The following is a 14,896-nucleotide window of genomic DNA, read 5'->3' as shown; positions in this document are numbered from 1 at the left end:
TTCGTCCCTTAGCCTCACCGCATTCCTTTTCGCTGGATCGAGAAACCCTATGACCGCCACAACTCACGCAATGACCCGAGGCATGGTGCTGCTGTTCGCTTTCTGCTGCGGCGCCATCGTTGCCAACATCTACTACGCCCAGCCGATCATCGGTCTGATTGCCCCGGACATCGGCCTGACCGACACCATGGCCAGTTTCATCGTGTCGTTGACCCAGATCGGTTATGCGCTGGGGCTGTTCTTCCTGGTGCCGCTGGCGGATCTGCTGGAAAACCGCCGTTTGATGATCATCACCACCGTGGTGGCGATTGCCAGCCTGCTGGGGGCGGCGTTTACCGATCAGCCCAATGTGTTCCTGTTGATTTCGCTGCTGGTGGGCTTCAGCTCGGTGTCGGTGCAGATCCTGATTCCGCTGGCGGCACATCTGGCGCCGGAGGAATCCCGTGGCCGGGTGGTCGGCGGAATCATGGGCGGTCTGCTGCTGGGCATTCTGCTGGCACGTCCGGTGTCGAGTGTGGTCGCTGACCATCTCGGCTGGCGGGCCATGTTCATGATCGCGGCGGCGTTGATGGCGGCGATCAGCATCGTGCTGGCCCTGACCGTACCCAAGCGCCAGCCGGATCACAGCGCCTCCTATGGCCAGTTGATCGGTTCGCTGTGGACGCTGCTGCGCCAGCAACCGGTGCTGCGTCAGCGGGCGTTCTACCAGGCCTGCATGTTTGCCACCTTCAGCCTGTTCTGGACCGCCGTGCCGCTGGAACTGGCGCGTAACCATGGCCTGTCCCAGAGTGAAATCGCGATCTTCGCCCTGGTCGGCGCCATCGGTGCCATCGCCGCCCCGATCAGCGGACGCCTGGCCGACGCCGGCCACACCCGCGTCGCCTCGCTGCTGGCCATGCTGTTCGCCAGCCTGAGCTTCCTGCCGGCCTTTATCCACCCGGCCTACAGCGTGATCGGCCTGGCCGTGACCGGCGTGGTGCTCGACTTCTGCGTGCAAATGAACATGGTGCTCGGCCAGCGCGCGGTCTACTCCCTCGACGCCAAAAGCCGTGGCCGCCTCAACGCGCTGTACATGACCAGCATCTTCATCGGCGGCGCCTTCGGCTCGTCGGTGGCCAGTGCGGTGTACGAGCATGGCGGGTGGCTGTGGATCGTGATTGTTGGCAGTGCGTTTCCGCTGCTGGCGCTGGTGCGGTTTTTGAGTGTTTCGCAGAAAGCAGTCATGGCGACTGCTTGAAAGGTCCGAGGCGCTGCCCACCGGCAGCGCCCGACGCTCAATGCCGGACCAGTTTTTCCATGGCGGCGTCCGCCAGAAAGGATGAACGGCTTTTGACGTTGTGCTCCCGCACATAGCGGTCGATCCGCTGGATGACGTAACCGGGCAACGTCACGTTGACCTTTTCGGTCTTGCCCATGTACGGCGAAATATCCAGCTCCAGCATTCCCCAGCCCATCTCGGCAAACTCCGGGTTGTTGCGGTGGGTGGCCGCCGAGGTCGGCATCGGAATCGGATCACCATTCGCCGCGATCTCCTGCAGCATGATGTGGGCAATCTCGACAGCTGCGTTGTAGGCATCCTCAAACGTATCACCAGCCGTTACCGCGCCGGGAATATCGGGGATCTGAATACCGATGGCGGTGTTCTCGTCACCCCACTCGATGCAGATTGGGTATTGCATTGTGAAATTGCCTCGCCCATTAAAGTAACTCTAGAGATACCTTTAGTAGCCTGCAGAAGCCTGTTACACAACGTTGGTTGTTTTGCAGAATGTTTTGACCTCCTTGGCTGTAAGGCAAAACTGCCTACGAAGACTCACAATTTTTTAACAAGACTGCACAGGACCGCCGATGGACCGCCTCGCCGCCATGGAAACCTTCGTCTACGTCGTGGAAACCGGCTCGTTTTCCGCCGCTGCCCGGCGACTGGATATCGGCCAGCCCGCCGTATCGAAAACCATCGCCCAACTCGAAACCCGCCTCGGCGTGCGCCTGCTGTTGCGCTCGACCCGAGGCCTGACGCCGACCGAGGCCGGGCTGGCATTTTTCGAACGGGCCAGGCGTGCGCTCGAAGAAGCCGACGAGGCCGACAACGCTGCCCGAGGCGTGGCCGGCGGTCTGAGCGGAAATCTGCGGGTCAGCACTGCCGTGACCTTCGGTCGGATGCATGTGGTGCCTCATCTCGGGCCGTTCCTTGATCAGCACCCGCAACTCAATGTCGATCTGTTGCTCGACGACCAGAACATCAACCTCGTGGAAGAAGGCATCGACGTCGCCCTGCGCCTGGGCCCGCTCAGCGACTCAGGCCTGACCGTGCGCAAGATCGCTGAATGTCGGCGCGTCATCGTTGGCACCCCGGCGTACTTCACCAGTCACGGTGAACCTGCCTGCCCTGCCGATCTGAGCCGACACCGCGCCGTCATCTACCACCGTGGCGGTGGTGCGACCTGGCACTTCAACAAGGATGGCGAAGAACAGACCGTGACCGTCAATGGCCGCCTGCGTGTCAGCGCTGCCGAAGGCTTGCGTGAAGCGGTCCTCACTCATCAGGGCCTGGGGCTGGGCTCGGAGTGGATGTTTGCACCGGAACTGGCCAGTGGCGCAGTGAAGGCTGTCATGGGCGACTGGGTGTTGCCGAAGCAGGAGCTGTGGGCGGTGTTTCCCACGGGCAGGATGGCCAGCGCCAAGGCGCGGGTGTTTGTTGAATATGTGCAGGGGTTGTTGGCGCGAGCGTTGTAAAACCAGCACTAGTTTCGTTTATTGCGATTTTCATTTATTTCGAATAACGTTCCCGGCATTACTCATTTCCAAACCCGGACTCGCCATGTCGATCGTTATTCATCCCTCCATCAGCCTCCCCGTAGAACGTGAAGTCAAAGCCGCCATTGAAGGACAGCGCGCCCTGGCTGCCTATCTCGCAACCGGTTTCGAGACTCAGCACATCCAGATTTTCGACGAGCAGAATGAAGCTCATCGCGTCGAACTGCCCACCTCGGCCTTGCGCCTGCTGATCGATATTCTGGCGGAGCTGGCAGCCGGCAACGCGGTCCAGGTCGTGCCGGTGCATGCTGAATTGACGACTCAGGAAGCCGCCGACCTGCTCAACGTCTCACGTCCACACCTCATAAAACTGCTGGAAAGCGGCGAGTTGTCCTACCACAAAACAGGCAAGCACCGACGTGTGCGTTTTGCCGATCTGATGGACTATAAGACCCGGCGCACCACCGCCAGCGAGCAGGCAATGGCGCTTCTCGCAGAGCAAGCTCAGGCGTTAAGGACAGGTTACGAGTGAGGCATTCCTCTTTTACCGCTTTGTACGATGCATGCGTCTTGTACCCCGCCCCCTTGAGAGACTTCCTCATGTGGCTTGCCCTCTCGGGACGATTTCGGGCGCGATGGAGCCTAGATAGCAAAACGGCGATCCAAAGATCGCCGTTTTTCATTACTCCCCGAACTGTTTGCCCAACCCCGCCGGTACGCCGTGGATGTTGGTGTCCTCCCACGGTCCGTTCGGGCTGATCGAGCGGCTCCAGCCGTTGTTCCAGCGGTAGTAAGTGCGCTGGCGGTAGAAGGTGTTGGGCTGGTCATCCAGCACGTACACGCCCAGTTTCTGGTCCCAGTGGCTGTTGCCGCCCGGTGGCGGCGCGAAACTTGCCGAGGTGCGCGGAGCGGGTTTCGAGGGTTTGGCCGGGATGCCCGGTTTGCCCGGCGTCGGACTGGTCGACGGAGTCGGGCTCGGCTGTGAAGGCGGGATCGGCGGCAGACGTGTCGTCGGCTCCGGCCGTTGCACCGCACATGCGCTCAAGCCCAGGGCCAGTGTGAGGACTGTGATTCGGGCGATGGCGTTCATGGCGGTGCGTTCCTGATGGTTCCGGCTATTTGTCCGGGCTGTCGATGGTCAGTTTTTGTGGCGCGGTGGTGCTGCTGGCCAGAGGCCCGCTGCGGCCTACCCACTCACCGGCGGTCGGCTGACCGGCACGGGAGACGCGCGCAACCAGTTGGACTTCAGGAAAGTTCGACAGTTTCAACTGCGGCATCATTGCATCGGCATCGCCCAGCTCGACGGTTACCGGCAGGTCGGCAACGGTCAGACGCTTGGCGGCCAGCGGCGCTGGAGGGCCGGAAACGGCGCGGGCGAAGATGAACACGCTGTCACCCGGTTGCACCTTGCCTTTGAGCTCGCTGGCCAGATCCACGCTGACCTTGAGCAGCGCGGTTTTCGCCACCGGCGCCTGAGCCACCTTGCCGCCGCTGGCTTCAAGTTTTTCAGTGGCGCGGGCGATACCACCCTGCAGGGCTTCGCGGGATTTGTCATTCGCTGGCAGTTGCTCCAGCAGGCGGTTCCAGTAGTCGATAGCTTGCTGATAGCGCTCGCCTTCGAACGCAGCGATACCGAGCAGACCGAGGCTGGTGACTTCTTTCGGATCAGCCTTCAGCGCTTCGTCGATCAGGGCCTGGATCTTGTCCGACCACTTCTTGCCATCGGCGAAGTACTGCGCCTGCGCCCACTGGCCGAGCAGTTCTGGCTGACGACCGGCCAGGTTGGCGGCGCGCTCGAACATCTTCGCCGCGTCCGCCGGACGATCCTGAGCCATATAGGTGCGACCGAGGAAATACAGGCCTTCGGCCGAATCCGGTTGCGCGGCCACGGCGCGCTCCAGCCGCCGGGTCATCTCTTCCATCGACTGCGGCGCTTGGGCAAATTCCCGGGTCAGTTCGACTTTGTCAGCGGCACCGAAATGCAGGTACAGACCGAGACCCAGCACCGGCACCAGCACGGCCGCCAGCAACGGCAACGGCTTGCCCAGTCTAGAAACCCGGGTCGGCGCCACACCTTCGGTGTCGGCCAGCAGCTCACGGGCTGCTTCGGCTCGACCGCTGTCCATTTGCGCGGCATCAAGCACACCTTCAGCCTGCTGCGATTGCAGCTCGGCAACGCGCTCCTGATACAACGCGACGTTCAGGGCAGTCCGATCCTCTTCACGCTGGGCGCGACGTTCGCGCAAAACGGGGATCAGCAGAAAACTCAGGGCGACCAGAAGCAACAGCCCTGCGGCAAGCCAGAAATCAATCATTCTTGGTTTTTATCCAACAGTTGGTCGAGGCGCTGACGCTCTTCAGGGGACAGCGATTGCGGAGTCTCGGCGCGTTGCCCGCGACGGCGGCGGACGATCACGGCGATGACGACAAAACCGCCGAGCAACAATCCCGCCGGGCCAAACCACAGCAGCGCGGTCTTGGCATTCAGCGCCGGTTTGTAGCGGACGAAATCACCGTAGCGGTCGACCATGAAGTCGATGATCTGCTGATTGTCCTTGCCCTCGCTGAGCATGCGGAAAATCTCTTTGCGCAGGTCAGCGGCAATCGGCGCGTTGGAGTCGGCGATGTCCTGGTTCTGGCACTTGGGGCAGCGCAGTTCCTTGGTCAGCTCGCGGAAACGCTCGCGATCGCCCTCTTTGGCGAACTCGTAAGTATCGATGGCGGCATGCGCCACGCCGGCCAGACTCAGCCCCAGCACCACGGCAGCAATAAAACGCTTCATGGCTTGGCCTCATCCACCAGCGCCTGATACTTGGCCGCCAGTTTTTCACGCCAGACCTGCTCGTCGATCACCCCGACGTACTTGTCGCGGATGATGCCCTTGGCATCGATAAAGAAGGTTTCCGGCGCGCCGTAGACACCCAGATTCAGGCCCAGGGAGCCTTCGTCATCGCGGATGTCCAGTTGATACGGGTTGTGGAATTCGGCCAGCCACTTCAACGCATCGGCGTTGGTGTCCTTGTAGTTGATGCCGTAGATCACCACGCCGCGCTCGGCGAGTTTGTTCAGCACCGGATGCTCGACCCGGCAGGAAATGCACCAGGTGCCCCAGACGTTGACCAGCGCCGGTTTGCCGAGGATGTCGGCCTTGGTCAGGGTCTTGTCGCCCTGCACCGCCGGCAGGGAAAACTCCGGGAACGGTTTGCCGATCATCGCCGACGGCAGCTCCGCCGGATCCAGGTACAGACCGCGATAAAGAAATACCGCCACCAGCAGGAAAATCGCCAGCGGCACCAGCATCAACCAACGTCTCATGCAGCGGCTCCTTCCATGCCCAGCGCTTCACGCACCTTGGCTTTGACCTTGACCCGGTAACGCCGGTCCAGCGCCGCCAGCATCCCGCCCAGACCGGTCAGCAGACCGCCGAACCAGATCCAGCGCACAAACGGTTTCACATGCACCCGCACCGCCCAGGCGCCGTCGCCCAGTGGTTCACCCAGAGCAACGTAGAGGTCGCGGGTGAAACCGGCATCGATTCCGGCTTCGGTCATCATCGAACTCTGCACGGTGTACAGGCGTTTTTCCGGGTGCAGCACGCTGACTTCGCGACCATCGCGGATCACCCGGATGGTGCCTTTGTCGGAAGTGAAATTCGGGCCTTCGAAGTGTTTGGCACCCTCGAACACGAACTGATAACCGGCCAGTTCCATCGACTCGCCCGGCGCCAGACGCAGGTCGCGCTCGGCACTGTTCTGGCTCGACAACACCACGCCCAGCGCACACACGGCGATACCGATGTGGGCCAGTTGCATGCCCCAGTAGCTGCGGGTCAGGGTCGGCAGGCCTTTGATCAGGCCTTTGTGGCGCGTCTTGTCGAAGATGTCGCGCACACCGGCCAGCAACACCCATGCAGCGAGCAGGAAGGTCGCGATCACCGCCCAGTTGAAATCGCCGTAAGCGACACCGGCAACGACCGCCAGGGCGACGCTGCCCAGCAATACCGGGGTCAGCATATTGGCCAACCATTTCACCGGCGTGTCTTTCCAGCGCACGATCACGCCGACCGCCATCACCACCATCAGCAGCGCCATCAACGGAATGAACAGCGCATTGAAGTACGGTGGGCCGACCGACAGCTTGGCGCCGCTGATCGCATCCAGAATCAGCGGGTACAGCGTGCCGAGCAGGATCATCGACGCGGCCACCACCAGCACCAGGTTGTTGCCCAGCAGCAGGGTTTCCCGCGACCACAGGTTGAAACCGACCTGGCTCTTGACCACCGGAGCGCGCAGCGCAAACAGCGTCAGCGAACCACCGACCACGAACAGCAGGAAGATCAGGATGAACACGCCGCGCTCAGGATCCGAGGCAAACGCGTGCACCGAGGTCAGCACACCGGAACGCACAAGGAAGGTACCGAGCAGGCTCAGGGAGAACGCGGCAATCGCCAGCAACACCGTCCAGCTCTTGAATACGCCACGCTTCTCGGTGACCGCCAACGAGTGAATCAGCGCCGTGCCCACCAGCCATGGCATGAACGAGGCGTTTTCCACCGGGTCCCAGAACCACCAGCCGCCCCAGCCGAGTTCGTAGTAAGCCCACCACGAACCCAAGGTGATGCCGATGCCGAGGAAAGCCCAGGCAACGATGGTCCACGGACGCGACCAGCGCGCCCACGCCGCATCGAGACGACCGCCAAGCAGTGCAGCGATGGCGAACGCGAAGGCCACGGAGAAACCGACGTAACCCATGTACAGCATCGGCGGATGCACGATCAGGCCGATGTCCTGCAGCAGCGGATTGAGGTCACGACCGTCCGCCGGGATCTGCGGCAGGATCCGCGAGAACGGGTTCGACGTGAGGATCAGGAACAGCAGGAAACCGGTGCTGATCATGCCCATCACCGCCAGTACGCGGGCGAGCATGACTTGCGGCAACTGTCGGGAGAACACCGACACCGCGAAGGTCCAGCCACCGAGAATCAACGCCCACAGCAGCAACGAACCTTCGTGGGCGCCCCACACCGCGCTGAACTTGTAGTACCACGGCAGCGCGCTGTTGGAGTTCATCGCGACGTAGGCCACGGAGAAGTCGTCGGTCATGAACGCGTAGGTCAGAACGCCGAAGGCGAACAGCAGAAACGCGAACTGCCCCCACGCCGCCGGTTGCGCCAGGCCCATCCACAGACGGTCGCCGCGCCAGGCACCGAGCAACGGCACCACGGCCTGCACCAGCGCGAAACACAGCGCCAGAATCATCGCCAGATGGCCAAGCTCGGGAATAAAAATCGTTGAAGTCATCGATCAACCCTCCTTCGCTTGGGTCGGCGCGGATTGACCGCTGTCCTTCAGGGCCTTGGTCACTTCCGGCGGCATGTATTTCTCGTCGTGCTTGGCCAGCACTTCATCGGCGACCACCACACCGTCGGCGTTGAGCTTGCCCAGTGCGACGATGCCCTGCCCTTCGCGGAACAGGTCCGGCAGGATGCCGCGGTAAGTGATGGTCACGGACTTGTTGAAGTCAGTGACCACGAATTTCACGTCCAGAGAGTCCGGGGAACGTTGCAGCGAACCTTTCTCGACCATGCCGCCGGCGCGGATGCGGGTGTCCTGCGGCGCTTCGCCGTTGGCGATCTGGGTCGGGGTGTAAAACAGATTGATGTTCTGCTGCAGGGCGCTCAGGGCCAGGCCGACGGCAGCGCCGACCCCGACCAGAATCGCCAGAATGATGATAAGACGCTTTTTGCGCAGCGGATTCACTTGCCGTTCTCCCGGCGCAGACGACGCGCCTCTTGTTGCAGATAACGCTTGCGGGCCGCGATCGGCGCCGCCACGTTGAGGATCAGTACCGCCAGACAGATGCCGTAGGCCGACCAGACATACAGGCCGTGATGGCCCATGGCGAGGAAGTCGCCGAATGACGCGAAACTCATCGAGCGGCCTCCAGGCTGTTCTGCACTTCTTCTTTCACCCAACTGGCGCGGGCTTCGCGCTTGAGCACTTCAAGGCGCATGCGCAGCAACAGCACGGCGCCGAAGAAACAGTAGAAACCCAGCACCGTCAGCAGCAGCGGCAGCCACATTTCGACGGGCATCGCCGGTTTTTCGGTCAGGGTGAAAGTCGCGCCCTGGTGCAGGGTGTTCCACCACTCCACCGAGTATTTGATGATCGGAATGTTGATCACGCCGACGATGGCCAGCACCGCGCAGGCCTTGGCGGCGCTGTCGCGGTTGCTGATGGCGTTGCCCAGGGCGATCACGCCGAAGTACAGGAACAACAGAATCAGCATCGAGGTCAGCCGCGCGTCCCAGACCCACCACGAACCCCAGGTCGGCTTGCCCCAGATCGCCCCGGTGACCAGCGCCACGGCGGTCATCCAGGCACCGATCGGTGCGGCGCATTGCAGGGCGACGTCGGCCAGTTTCATTTTCCACACCAGCCCGACCACACCGCACACCGCCAGCATCACGTAGATCGACTGAGCGAGCATCGCGGCGGGAACGTGGATATAGATGATGCGAAAGCTGTTGCCTTGCTGATAGTCCGGCGGCGCGAAAGCCAGGCCCCAGACGACGCCGACAGCGATCAGCAGCAACGCTGCAATGCTCAGCCACGGCAGGAACTTGCTGCTGATGCCGTAGAACCACTTGGGCGAGCCGAGCTTGTGAAACCAGGTCCAGTTCATACTGTTTCCATCACGGGTGCCGCTCATCGGTGTGAGCAGTCTCAGGGTCTTTGCTGGTTAAATTTTAACCAGACCTCATTATTCGCCGACGCTGATCTTCAGGCCAGCAGCTATTGCAAAAGGTGTCAGGGTTATCGCCAGGGCGGTCAGGCTGCCAAGCCACAACAGATAACCCGTCGCCGGCATGCCCTGCAGCGCCGCCTGCAAGGCGCCACTGCCGAGAATCAATACCGGGATGTACAACGGCAGAATCAGCAGCGCCAGCAACAGGCCACCGCGTTTCAAACCGACCGTCAGCGCCGCGCCCACCGCGCCGAGCAAGCTCAGCACCGGTGTACCCAGCAACAACGAAAGCAGCAATACCGGCAGACACGCAGCCGGCAACCCGAGCATCAACGCCAGTAACGGCGAGAGCAAAACCAGTGCCAGCCCGGAAAAAAGCCAGTGTGCCAGCACCTTGGCCAACACCAGAAGTGGCAGGGGGTGCGGCGAAAGGACCCACTGTTCAAGGGATCCGTCTTCGAAATCACTGCGGAAAAGCCCGTCCAGCGAGAGCAGGACCGACAAAAGCGCCGCCACCCAGACTAACCCCGGGGACAAGTTTTGCAATACTTGAGTTTCCGGTCCGACGGCCAGCGGGAACAATGCGATGACGATGGCGAAGAAAATCAGCGGATTGGCCAGCTCCGCCGGGCGGCGGAACAGCAGTCGGGATTCACGGGCAACCAGCAGGCCGAACACACTCATACTGCCCAGTTCCCCAAATCGATGTCGCGATAACCGGCCGGCATCCGGCTCAGCGTGTGGTGAGTGGTCAACACCACCAGACCACCCTGCTCGCAGTGATGGGCCAGGTGTTCTTCGAGCTGCGCCACGCCTTGCTTGTCCAGCGCGGTGAACGGTTCATCAAGGATCCACAGCGGCGGGCTGTCCAGATACAAGCGCGCCAGCGCCACGCGGCGCTGCTGACCGGCGGACAGGCTATGACAGGGAACATCCTCGAAACCGCGCAATCCAACCGCCGCCAGTGCCTGCCAGATCGCGTCGCGTCCGGCAGGTCGATGCAGGGCGCAGAGCCAGGCGAGGTTTTCTTCCGGGGTCAGCAGATCCTTGATCCCGGCAGCATGGCCGATCCACAGCAGGTTGCGCGCCAGTTCGCTGCGTTGCTCGGCCAGGGGTTGGCCGTTGAGCAGCACCTGACCGTCGGTCGGTTGCATCAGACCGGCCAGCAGGCGCAAGAGACTGGTCTTGCCGCTGCCGTTGGGACCACTGATCTGCACCATATCGCCACTGGCCAGTCTCAATTCGAGATTCTCGAAGAGCAGTCTGAGATCGCGCTCACAGGCGAGGCCGACGGTTTGCAGGACAGGGCTGGTCAAGGGTTCACGGGCCTTATACGGTTCAAGTCGGCTCTGGGGCGGCCGTTAAAGAGTTGCAGCATAAATGCAATGACGGCTCAATCCAGAGAGCTGGGTCAAACAATTGCTATGTTTTTTTGAACGAACGGAAGGACGGGCGGCATTATACATGGCGTCCCCTGCTCTCCCGAGTGCATTTTCCTCAGGTTGTGTCCGCGTATGACAGGCGAAATGAACATCCTCCCGCTCCCGCCCACCACCCCGGCGACCGCTCGCCCGCAGGTGGGTGAGCTGCTCAAGCTGCTGACGCCGATGGACGGGCTGATTGCCGCCGGCCAGAGCGCCAAGGCCGAGGTGTTGTCGCTGAAACCGGCGGACCAGGCCTTTCAGGTGCTGCTCAAGGTCACCCTCGACGGCGGCCGTCAGACCACCGTGCAGGCGACCAGCCCCCTGCCGCTGCCGCAAGGCACCAATCTGACGGTCACCCAGCCATCGGCGGGCAATCTGGCGGTTACCGTGCAACAGGCCATCGCCAGCGCTGTCGCCACCCTCACCCGCATCGATACCGCGCAATTGCCGGTCGGGACGCTGCTGCAAGGCAAGGTGCTGACCAATCAGGCCTTGCCGCAGGTGCCGGGGCAGCCGACGGTGTTCCGCTCGACGGTCAGCCTGCTCAACACGGTGTTGAGCGGTAGCACCCTGAGCCTCGACAGCCCGCAGCCATTGCGCATCGGCACCCTGCTGTCGGCGCTGGTGCAGGATTCGCAGACCCTGAAATTCCTGCCGCTGAGCAGTCGTCAGGAACAACTGGCGGTCAGTCAGCAGCTGGTCAGCCAGCAAAGTCGCCAGGGTTCGCTGGATGGCTTGCTGAAAATGCTCCAGAGCCTGCCGCCCGCCGACGACCAGACCTCCAGTGATCTGCGCGCTGCCGTGGACCGGCTGCTGGCGAACCTGCCGGACGTCGAACAACTGAGCACACCCAAAGGCCTGGCCCAGGCCCTGCTCAACAGCGGCGCGTTTCTCGAAGCCAAATTGCTCGCCGGGCAAAACCCGACGCTGACCCCGGACATGAAAGGCGACCTGCTCAAACTGATCGCGCAACTCACCCCCGGCCTGCCCGGAAATACCAATCTCAACGCCATCATCGCTGCCAACACTCTGGCCCAGGCGATGCCGAGCTTCGTGCGCAATGCCCTCGGCATGCTGGGCCAGGTCAGCGCCAAACCCGTGCCGGGCAGCTTCCCGTTGCCGGATCGGTTGCTGCAAAGCCTGGAAGGCGAAGGCGATCTGGAACACTTGCTGCGCTTGGCCGCCGCCGCTGTTTCGCGCCTGCAAAGCCATCAGCTGTCGAGCCTGGAACAGACCGGCGTGACCGACGACGGGCGCCTGCTCAGCACCTGGCAACTGGAAATCCCGATGCGCAACCTGCAGGACATCGTGCCGTTGCAGGTCAAGTTCCAGCGCGAAGAAGCGCCACAGGACGAAAAACAGAATGAACGCCGTGACAGCGAGCGCGAAACCAAACAGCAACTGTGGCGCGTCGATCTGGCCTTCGACATGGAACCGCTGGGGCCGATGCAGGTTCAGGCGCAACTGATCAACGGCAGCCTGTCGAGCCAGCTATGGGCCGAACGACCGTACACTGCCGACCTGATTGAAACCAATCTGGCCGCACTGCGTCAGCGCCTGCTGGATCGCGGGCTCAACGTCGGCGATCTCGACTGCCACCTCGGCACCCCGCCGCAAGGCATCCAAACCCGTCTCGAACATCGCTGGGTCGACGAAACCGCATGAACGATTCCACTGCTCCACGCCAGGCCATCGCCCTCAAGTACGACGGCAGCCACGCCCCGACCCTCACCGCCAAGGGCGACGACGAACTGGCCGAAGAAATCCTGCGCATCGCCCGCGACTGTGAAGTGCCGATCTACGAGAACGCCGAACTGGTGAAGTTGCTGGCGCGCATGGAACTGGGCGACAGCATCCCGCAGGAGCTGTACCTGACGATTGCCGAGATCATCGCGTTTGCCTGGAACCTCAAGGGCAAGTTCCCGCAAGGACACGACCCGGATGCACCGATGGTCGAGAAGGACATCACCGATCGCGGCGACGATTACTGAGGGCAAAAAAAATCGCAGTCATCGACTGCGATTTTTTTGTTCCGCTCGAAACTCTCAACTGCTTCTGTGCAGCTTGCGCATCAACTCCGCCTCAGCCTGGGTCAACCCGCAGGACTGAGTCAGCTCATCGACACTCGCGCCCATCCCGACCAGTTTCGCCGCCTGGGCGAATGACAGGCTGGACGGGTCGCGCTGTTCGAGCTGGGTGATCTTGTCCGGGATCGGACTGACGACCGCACGCAGCTCGTGCAGGGCTTCGCCCATGCGCACGTTGCCGTTCTGGTAATCGTCGACACGCTTGGCCAGGTCCTTGATGCGCTGGTCACGCAGCGCATCGCCCTGGGCCTGTTGCGCAGCGATCACCCGCTGCGCCTTGATGTACGCCAGAAACATCGCCAGCGTGCCTGCCCAGAACAGGAACAGGACAATGACCGCTACCTCGAGAATCAATCAGATATTCTCCAGTTCCGACCATTCTTCTTCGCTCATCATCTTGTCCAGCTCGACCAGGATGAGCAACTCGTTGTTCTTGTTGCACACGCCCTGGATGAACTTGGCCGACTCTTCGTTACCGACGTTCGGTGCGGTCTCGATCTCCGACTGACGCAGGTAAACCACTTCAGCCACGCTGTCGACCATGATACCCACAACCTGCTTGTCGGCTTCGATGATGACGATACGGGTGTTGTCGCTGATCTCGCCGCTCATCAGGCCGAAGCGCTGACGGGTGTCGATCACGGTCACCACGTTGCCGCGCAGGTTGATGATGCCCAGCACATAGCTTGGAGCACCCGGAACCGGAGCGATCTCGGTGTAGCGCAGGACTTCCTGAACGCGCATCACGTTGATGCCGTAGGTTTCGTTGTCCAGCTTGAAGGTCACCCATTGCAGGATCGGATCTTCGGAACCCTTTGCCGCAGTAGCCTTGTCGTTCATACCCTAGCCCCTCGAAAAACCGCGCCTGGCGGTGTGTGTTCTGTGCGCCGCCATGCGTATGCCGGTGCTGTCTGTTATGTAAGTGTTATGTCGGTTTGTGGTTCGGCTTACTGCCGGACATGTGCTTTGCCCCACCGCTGGCGATCAGCTCGGCCAGTGCGGAGACATCGAGCAAGGCGCACATGTGTTCAATCACCGTGCCCGCGAGCCATGGCCGCTGACCCCGGTGACTTCTCCATTTGATTTCATTCGGGTCCAGGCGCAACGAGCGGCTGACCTGATGCACCGCCAGCCCCCACTCGTAACCTTGTACCGAAATCACGTATTGCAGGCCCTGACGGAAGTCATCGCGATAGCGATCCGGCATGACCCAGCGTGCGGTGTCCAGCACCTTCAGGTTGCCGGCCTGGCTCGGCAGAATGCCGAGGAACCACTCCGGCTGACCGAACAGCGGCGTCAGCTCATGGCCGGCCAGCGAATAGATCGAGCCCAGGCAAACCAGCGGCACGGCCAGGGTCAACCCGGCGACGTCGAACAGCAGGCATTCAAAGGCTTCCGACGCCCAGGCCGGGCGGCCATCGGTTTCCACCGGTGGCGGCGTATTGCTCGGTGGCAGATGCACTTCCACCAGTGGCGCAACCAGGGTCGGCTCGACCGGGGCTGGCGCAGGCGCCTCAGGCTCGGGCGCTGGCGCCGCCGGAACCGGCGGCGTTTGCAGAAGTTGGGTTTGCAGCAGCGGTGCCAGGGTCGAGACCACGCGCACCGGCTCAGGCTCTTTGATCAAAGTCGCAGGTGTCTTCGCCACCACAGCCGCCGGCGCTGCAACCGGGGCGACCGGCCGGGCGGCTTGCTGCGCATCGCGGGCCTGCTCTTCAAGCACGGCGGCCTGGAATTCATCGAGTACGGCGGTGTTCTCGACCACCTCGACCGGCGCTGCGATTTCCTGCTCGACCTCGTCCGTCACTTCCTGCAGCAAGCCGTCCAGATAGGACTGCAGCGCCAGTTGCGGCTTCGATGTCAGCTTGATCGGCCGATTCATGC

General features: G+C 62.1%; 19 protein-coding genes and 1 pseudogene. 6 read left to right on the top strand and 14 right to left on the bottom strand.

Annotated features, from left to right (window positions below; genetic code table 11):
- The first annotated feature begins 49 nt into the window (after window positions 1-49).
- Window positions 50-1,237, top strand: a complete 1,188-nt coding sequence (locus tag CAG02_RS11105) for an MFS transporter (RefSeq protein WP_085710513.1) — start codon at window positions 50-52, stop codon at window positions 1,235-1,237.
- Window positions 1,238-1,274: 37 nt separating this feature from the next.
- On the opposite strand, the gene CAG02_RS11100 is transcribed toward CAG02_RS11105, so the two are convergent.
- Window positions 1,275-1,679, bottom strand: a complete 405-nt coding sequence (locus tag CAG02_RS11100; protein WP_085710511.1) for a type II toxin-antitoxin system HicB family antitoxin — start codon at window positions 1,677-1,679, stop codon at window positions 1,275-1,277.
- A 169-nt stretch (window positions 1,680-1,848) separates the two neighbouring features.
- Here CAG02_RS11100 and CAG02_RS11095 point away from each other — a divergent pair, with 169 nt between their 5' ends.
- From CAG02_RS11095 to CAG02_RS11085, 3 genes and pseudogenes are all read left to right on the top strand, one after another.
- Window positions 1,849-2,736, top strand: a complete 888-nt coding sequence (locus CAG02_RS11095; RefSeq protein ID WP_085710510.1) for a LysR family transcriptional regulator — start codon at window positions 1,849-1,851, stop codon at window positions 2,734-2,736.
- 85 nt (window positions 2,737-2,821) lie between these two features.
- Window positions 2,822-3,289 carry a helix-turn-helix domain-containing protein gene (locus CAG02_RS11090; RefSeq protein WP_085710508.1) on the top strand — a complete coding sequence of 156 codons (468 nt, stop codon included), beginning with the start codon at window positions 2,822-2,824 and terminating at the stop codon, window positions 3,287-3,289.
- Window positions 3,286-3,399, top strand: a pseudogene (locus tag CAG02_RS11085) (PIN domain-containing protein); the annotation flags it as partial. The gene CAG02_RS11090 and the pseudogene CAG02_RS11085, both read left to right, overlap by 4 nt.
- Window positions 3,400-3,439: 40 nt before the next feature.
- Here CAG02_RS11085 and CAG02_RS11080 read toward each other — a convergent pair.
- The 10 genes from CAG02_RS11080 to ccmA all read right to left on the bottom strand — a co-directional run bounded on the left by CAG02_RS11080 (window position 3,440) and on the right by ccmA (window position 10,820).
- Complete coding sequence (locus CAG02_RS11080; protein ID WP_085710507.1) at window positions 3,440-3,847, bottom strand: hypothetical protein; 408 nt, start codon at window positions 3,845-3,847, stop codon at window positions 3,440-3,442.
- Window positions 3,848-3,872: 25 nt separating this feature from the next.
- Complete coding sequence (gene ccmI / locus CAG02_RS11075) at window positions 3,873-5,072, bottom strand: c-type cytochrome biogenesis protein CcmI (protein ID WP_085710506.1); 1,200 nt, start codon at window positions 5,070-5,072, stop codon at window positions 3,873-3,875.
- A complete protein-coding gene (locus CAG02_RS11070) occupies window positions 5,069-5,539 on the bottom strand; it encodes a cytochrome c-type biogenesis protein (RefSeq protein WP_085710505.1) in 471 nt (156 codons plus the stop codon). Before CAG02_RS11070 ends, ccmI begins: the two co-directional genes overlap by 4 nt.
- Entirely contained in the window at window positions 5,536-6,072 is a 537-nt protein-coding gene (locus CAG02_RS11065; protein ID WP_011333088.1) for a DsbE family thiol:disulfide interchange protein, read from the bottom strand. The genes CAG02_RS11070 and CAG02_RS11065 overlap by 4 nt, the downstream gene beginning before the upstream one ends.
- Window positions 6,069-8,057, bottom strand: coding sequence for a heme lyase CcmF/NrfE family subunit (locus CAG02_RS11060; protein ID WP_085710503.1), 1,989 nt, complete (start codon window positions 8,055-8,057; stop codon window positions 6,069-6,071). The genes CAG02_RS11065 and CAG02_RS11060 overlap by 4 nt, the downstream gene beginning before the upstream one ends.
- A gap of 3 nt (window positions 8,058-8,060) precedes the next feature.
- Window positions 8,061-8,516, bottom strand: a complete 456-nt coding sequence (ccmE, locus tag CAG02_RS11055; protein ID WP_065261104.1) for a cytochrome c maturation protein CcmE — start codon at window positions 8,514-8,516, stop codon at window positions 8,061-8,063.
- On the bottom strand, window positions 8,513-8,689 hold the full coding sequence (gene ccmD, locus CAG02_RS11050; protein WP_011333085.1) for a heme exporter protein CcmD: 177 nt from the start codon (window positions 8,687-8,689) through the stop codon (window positions 8,513-8,515). Before ccmD ends, ccmE begins: the two co-directional genes overlap by 4 nt.
- A complete protein-coding gene (locus tag CAG02_RS11045; RefSeq protein ID WP_085699421.1) occupies window positions 8,686-9,441 on the bottom strand; it encodes a heme ABC transporter permease in 756 nt (251 codons plus the stop codon). The genes ccmD and CAG02_RS11045 overlap by 4 nt, the downstream gene beginning before the upstream one ends.
- Window positions 9,442-9,519: 78 nt before the next feature.
- Window positions 9,520-10,188: a heme exporter protein CcmB gene (gene ccmB / locus CAG02_RS11040; protein WP_085710502.1), complete on the bottom strand. Its 669-nt coding sequence runs from the start codon at window positions 10,186-10,188 to the stop codon at window positions 9,520-9,522.
- The gene (gene ccmA / locus CAG02_RS11035) at window positions 10,185-10,820 is read right to left on the bottom strand and encodes a cytochrome c biogenesis heme-transporting ATPase CcmA (protein ID WP_085710500.1); all 636 of its coding nucleotides are present in this window, start codon (window positions 10,818-10,820) and stop codon (window positions 10,185-10,187) included. The genes ccmB and ccmA overlap by 4 nt, the downstream gene beginning before the upstream one ends.
- A gap of 198 nt (window positions 10,821-11,018) precedes the next feature.
- Here ccmA and CAG02_RS11030 point away from each other — a divergent pair, with 198 nt between their 5' ends.
- A complete protein-coding gene (locus tag CAG02_RS11030) occupies window positions 11,019-12,593 on the top strand; it encodes a flagellar hook-length control protein FliK (protein WP_085710499.1) in 1,575 nt (524 codons plus the stop codon).
- Complete coding sequence (locus CAG02_RS11025; RefSeq protein ID WP_085710498.1) at window positions 12,590-12,919, top strand: EscU/YscU/HrcU family type III secretion system export apparatus switch protein; 330 nt, start codon at window positions 12,590-12,592, stop codon at window positions 12,917-12,919. Before CAG02_RS11030 ends, CAG02_RS11025 begins: the two co-directional genes overlap by 4 nt.
- 54 nt (window positions 12,920-12,973) lie before the next feature.
- Here CAG02_RS11025 and CAG02_RS11020 read toward each other — a convergent pair whose 3' ends face one another.
- The 3 genes from CAG02_RS11020 to CAG02_RS11010 all read right to left on the bottom strand — a co-directional run bounded on the left by CAG02_RS11020 (window position 12,974) and on the right by CAG02_RS11010 (window position 14,894).
- Window positions 12,974-13,369, bottom strand: a complete 396-nt coding sequence (locus CAG02_RS11020) for a DUF2802 domain-containing protein (RefSeq protein WP_085710496.1) — start codon at window positions 13,367-13,369, stop codon at window positions 12,974-12,976.
- Window positions 13,370-13,855 (bottom strand): chemotaxis protein CheW, encoded by a 486-nt coding sequence (locus CAG02_RS11015; protein WP_007959223.1) that lies wholly within the window; start codon window positions 13,853-13,855, stop codon window positions 13,370-13,372. It abuts the gene before it with no gap.
- A gap of 85 nt (window positions 13,856-13,940) precedes the next feature.
- The gene (locus CAG02_RS11010) at window positions 13,941-14,894 is read right to left on the bottom strand and encodes a CheW domain-containing protein (RefSeq protein WP_085710494.1); all 954 of its coding nucleotides are present in this window, start codon (window positions 14,892-14,894) and stop codon (window positions 13,941-13,943) included.
- Between the last annotated feature and the right edge of the window lie 2 nt (window positions 14,895-14,896).

The sequence above is a fragment of the Pseudomonas sp. R43(2017) genome (assembly GCF_002112345.1).
In the GTDB taxonomy this organism is placed as follows: Bacteria; Pseudomonadota; Gammaproteobacteria; order Pseudomonadales; family Pseudomonadaceae; genus Aquipseudomonas; species Aquipseudomonas kribbensis.
Note: the sequence above shows the minus strand (reverse complement) of the source record. Positions and strands in the feature narration are given on the sequence as shown.

Excerpts from the sequence above, each read along its gene's own strand:
- CAG02_RS11090 (WP_085710508.1), top strand. The coding sequence starts at position 2,822 with ATGTCGATCGTTATTCATCCCTCCATCAGCCTCCCCGTAGAACGTGAA.
- CAG02_RS11010 (WP_085710494.1), bottom strand. The coding sequence starts at position 14,894 with ATGAATCGGCCGATCAAGCTGACATCGAAGCCGCAACTGGCGCTGCAG.
- CAG02_RS11065 (WP_011333088.1), bottom strand. The coding sequence starts at position 6,072 with ATGAGACGTTGGTTGATGCTGGTGCCGCTGGCGATTTTCCTGCTGGTG.
- CAG02_RS11100 (WP_085710511.1), bottom strand. The coding sequence starts at position 1,679 with ATGCAATACCCAATCTGCATCGAGTGGGGTGACGAGAACACCGCCATC.
- CAG02_RS11060 (WP_085710503.1), bottom strand. The coding sequence starts at position 8,057 with ATGACTTCAACGATTTTTATTCCCGAGCTTGGCCATCTGGCGATGATT.
- CAG02_RS11105 (WP_085710513.1), top strand. The coding sequence starts at position 50 with ATGACCGCCACAACTCACGCAATGACCCGAGGCATGGTGCTGCTGTTC.
- CAG02_RS11095 (WP_085710510.1), top strand. The coding sequence starts at position 1,849 with ATGGACCGCCTCGCCGCCATGGAAACCTTCGTCTACGTCGTGGAAACC.
- CAG02_RS11080 (WP_085710507.1), bottom strand. The coding sequence starts at position 3,847 with ATGAACGCCATCGCCCGAATCACAGTCCTCACACTGGCCCTGGGCTTG.
- ccmD (WP_011333085.1), bottom strand. The coding sequence starts at position 8,689 with ATGAGTTTCGCGTCATTCGGCGACTTCCTCGCCATGGGCCATCACGGC.
- CAG02_RS11070 (WP_085710505.1), bottom strand. The coding sequence starts at position 5,539 with ATGAAGCGTTTTATTGCTGCCGTGGTGCTGGGGCTGAGTCTGGCCGGC.
- CAG02_RS11015 (WP_007959223.1), bottom strand. The coding sequence starts at position 13,855 with ATGAACGACAAGGCTACTGCGGCAAAGGGTTCCGAAGATCCGATCCTG.
- CAG02_RS11030 (WP_085710499.1), top strand. The coding sequence starts at position 11,019 with ATGACAGGCGAAATGAACATCCTCCCGCTCCCGCCCACCACCCCGGCG.
- CAG02_RS11045 (WP_085699421.1), bottom strand. The coding sequence starts at position 9,441 with ATGAACTGGACCTGGTTTCACAAGCTCGGCTCGCCCAAGTGGTTCTAC.
- CAG02_RS11025 (WP_085710498.1), top strand. The coding sequence starts at position 12,590 with ATGAACGATTCCACTGCTCCACGCCAGGCCATCGCCCTCAAGTACGAC.
- ccmB (WP_085710502.1), bottom strand. The coding sequence starts at position 10,188 with ATGAGTGTGTTCGGCCTGCTGGTTGCCCGTGAATCCCGACTGCTGTTC.
- ccmI (WP_085710506.1), bottom strand. The coding sequence starts at position 5,072 with ATGATTGATTTCTGGCTTGCCGCAGGGCTGTTGCTTCTGGTCGCCCTG.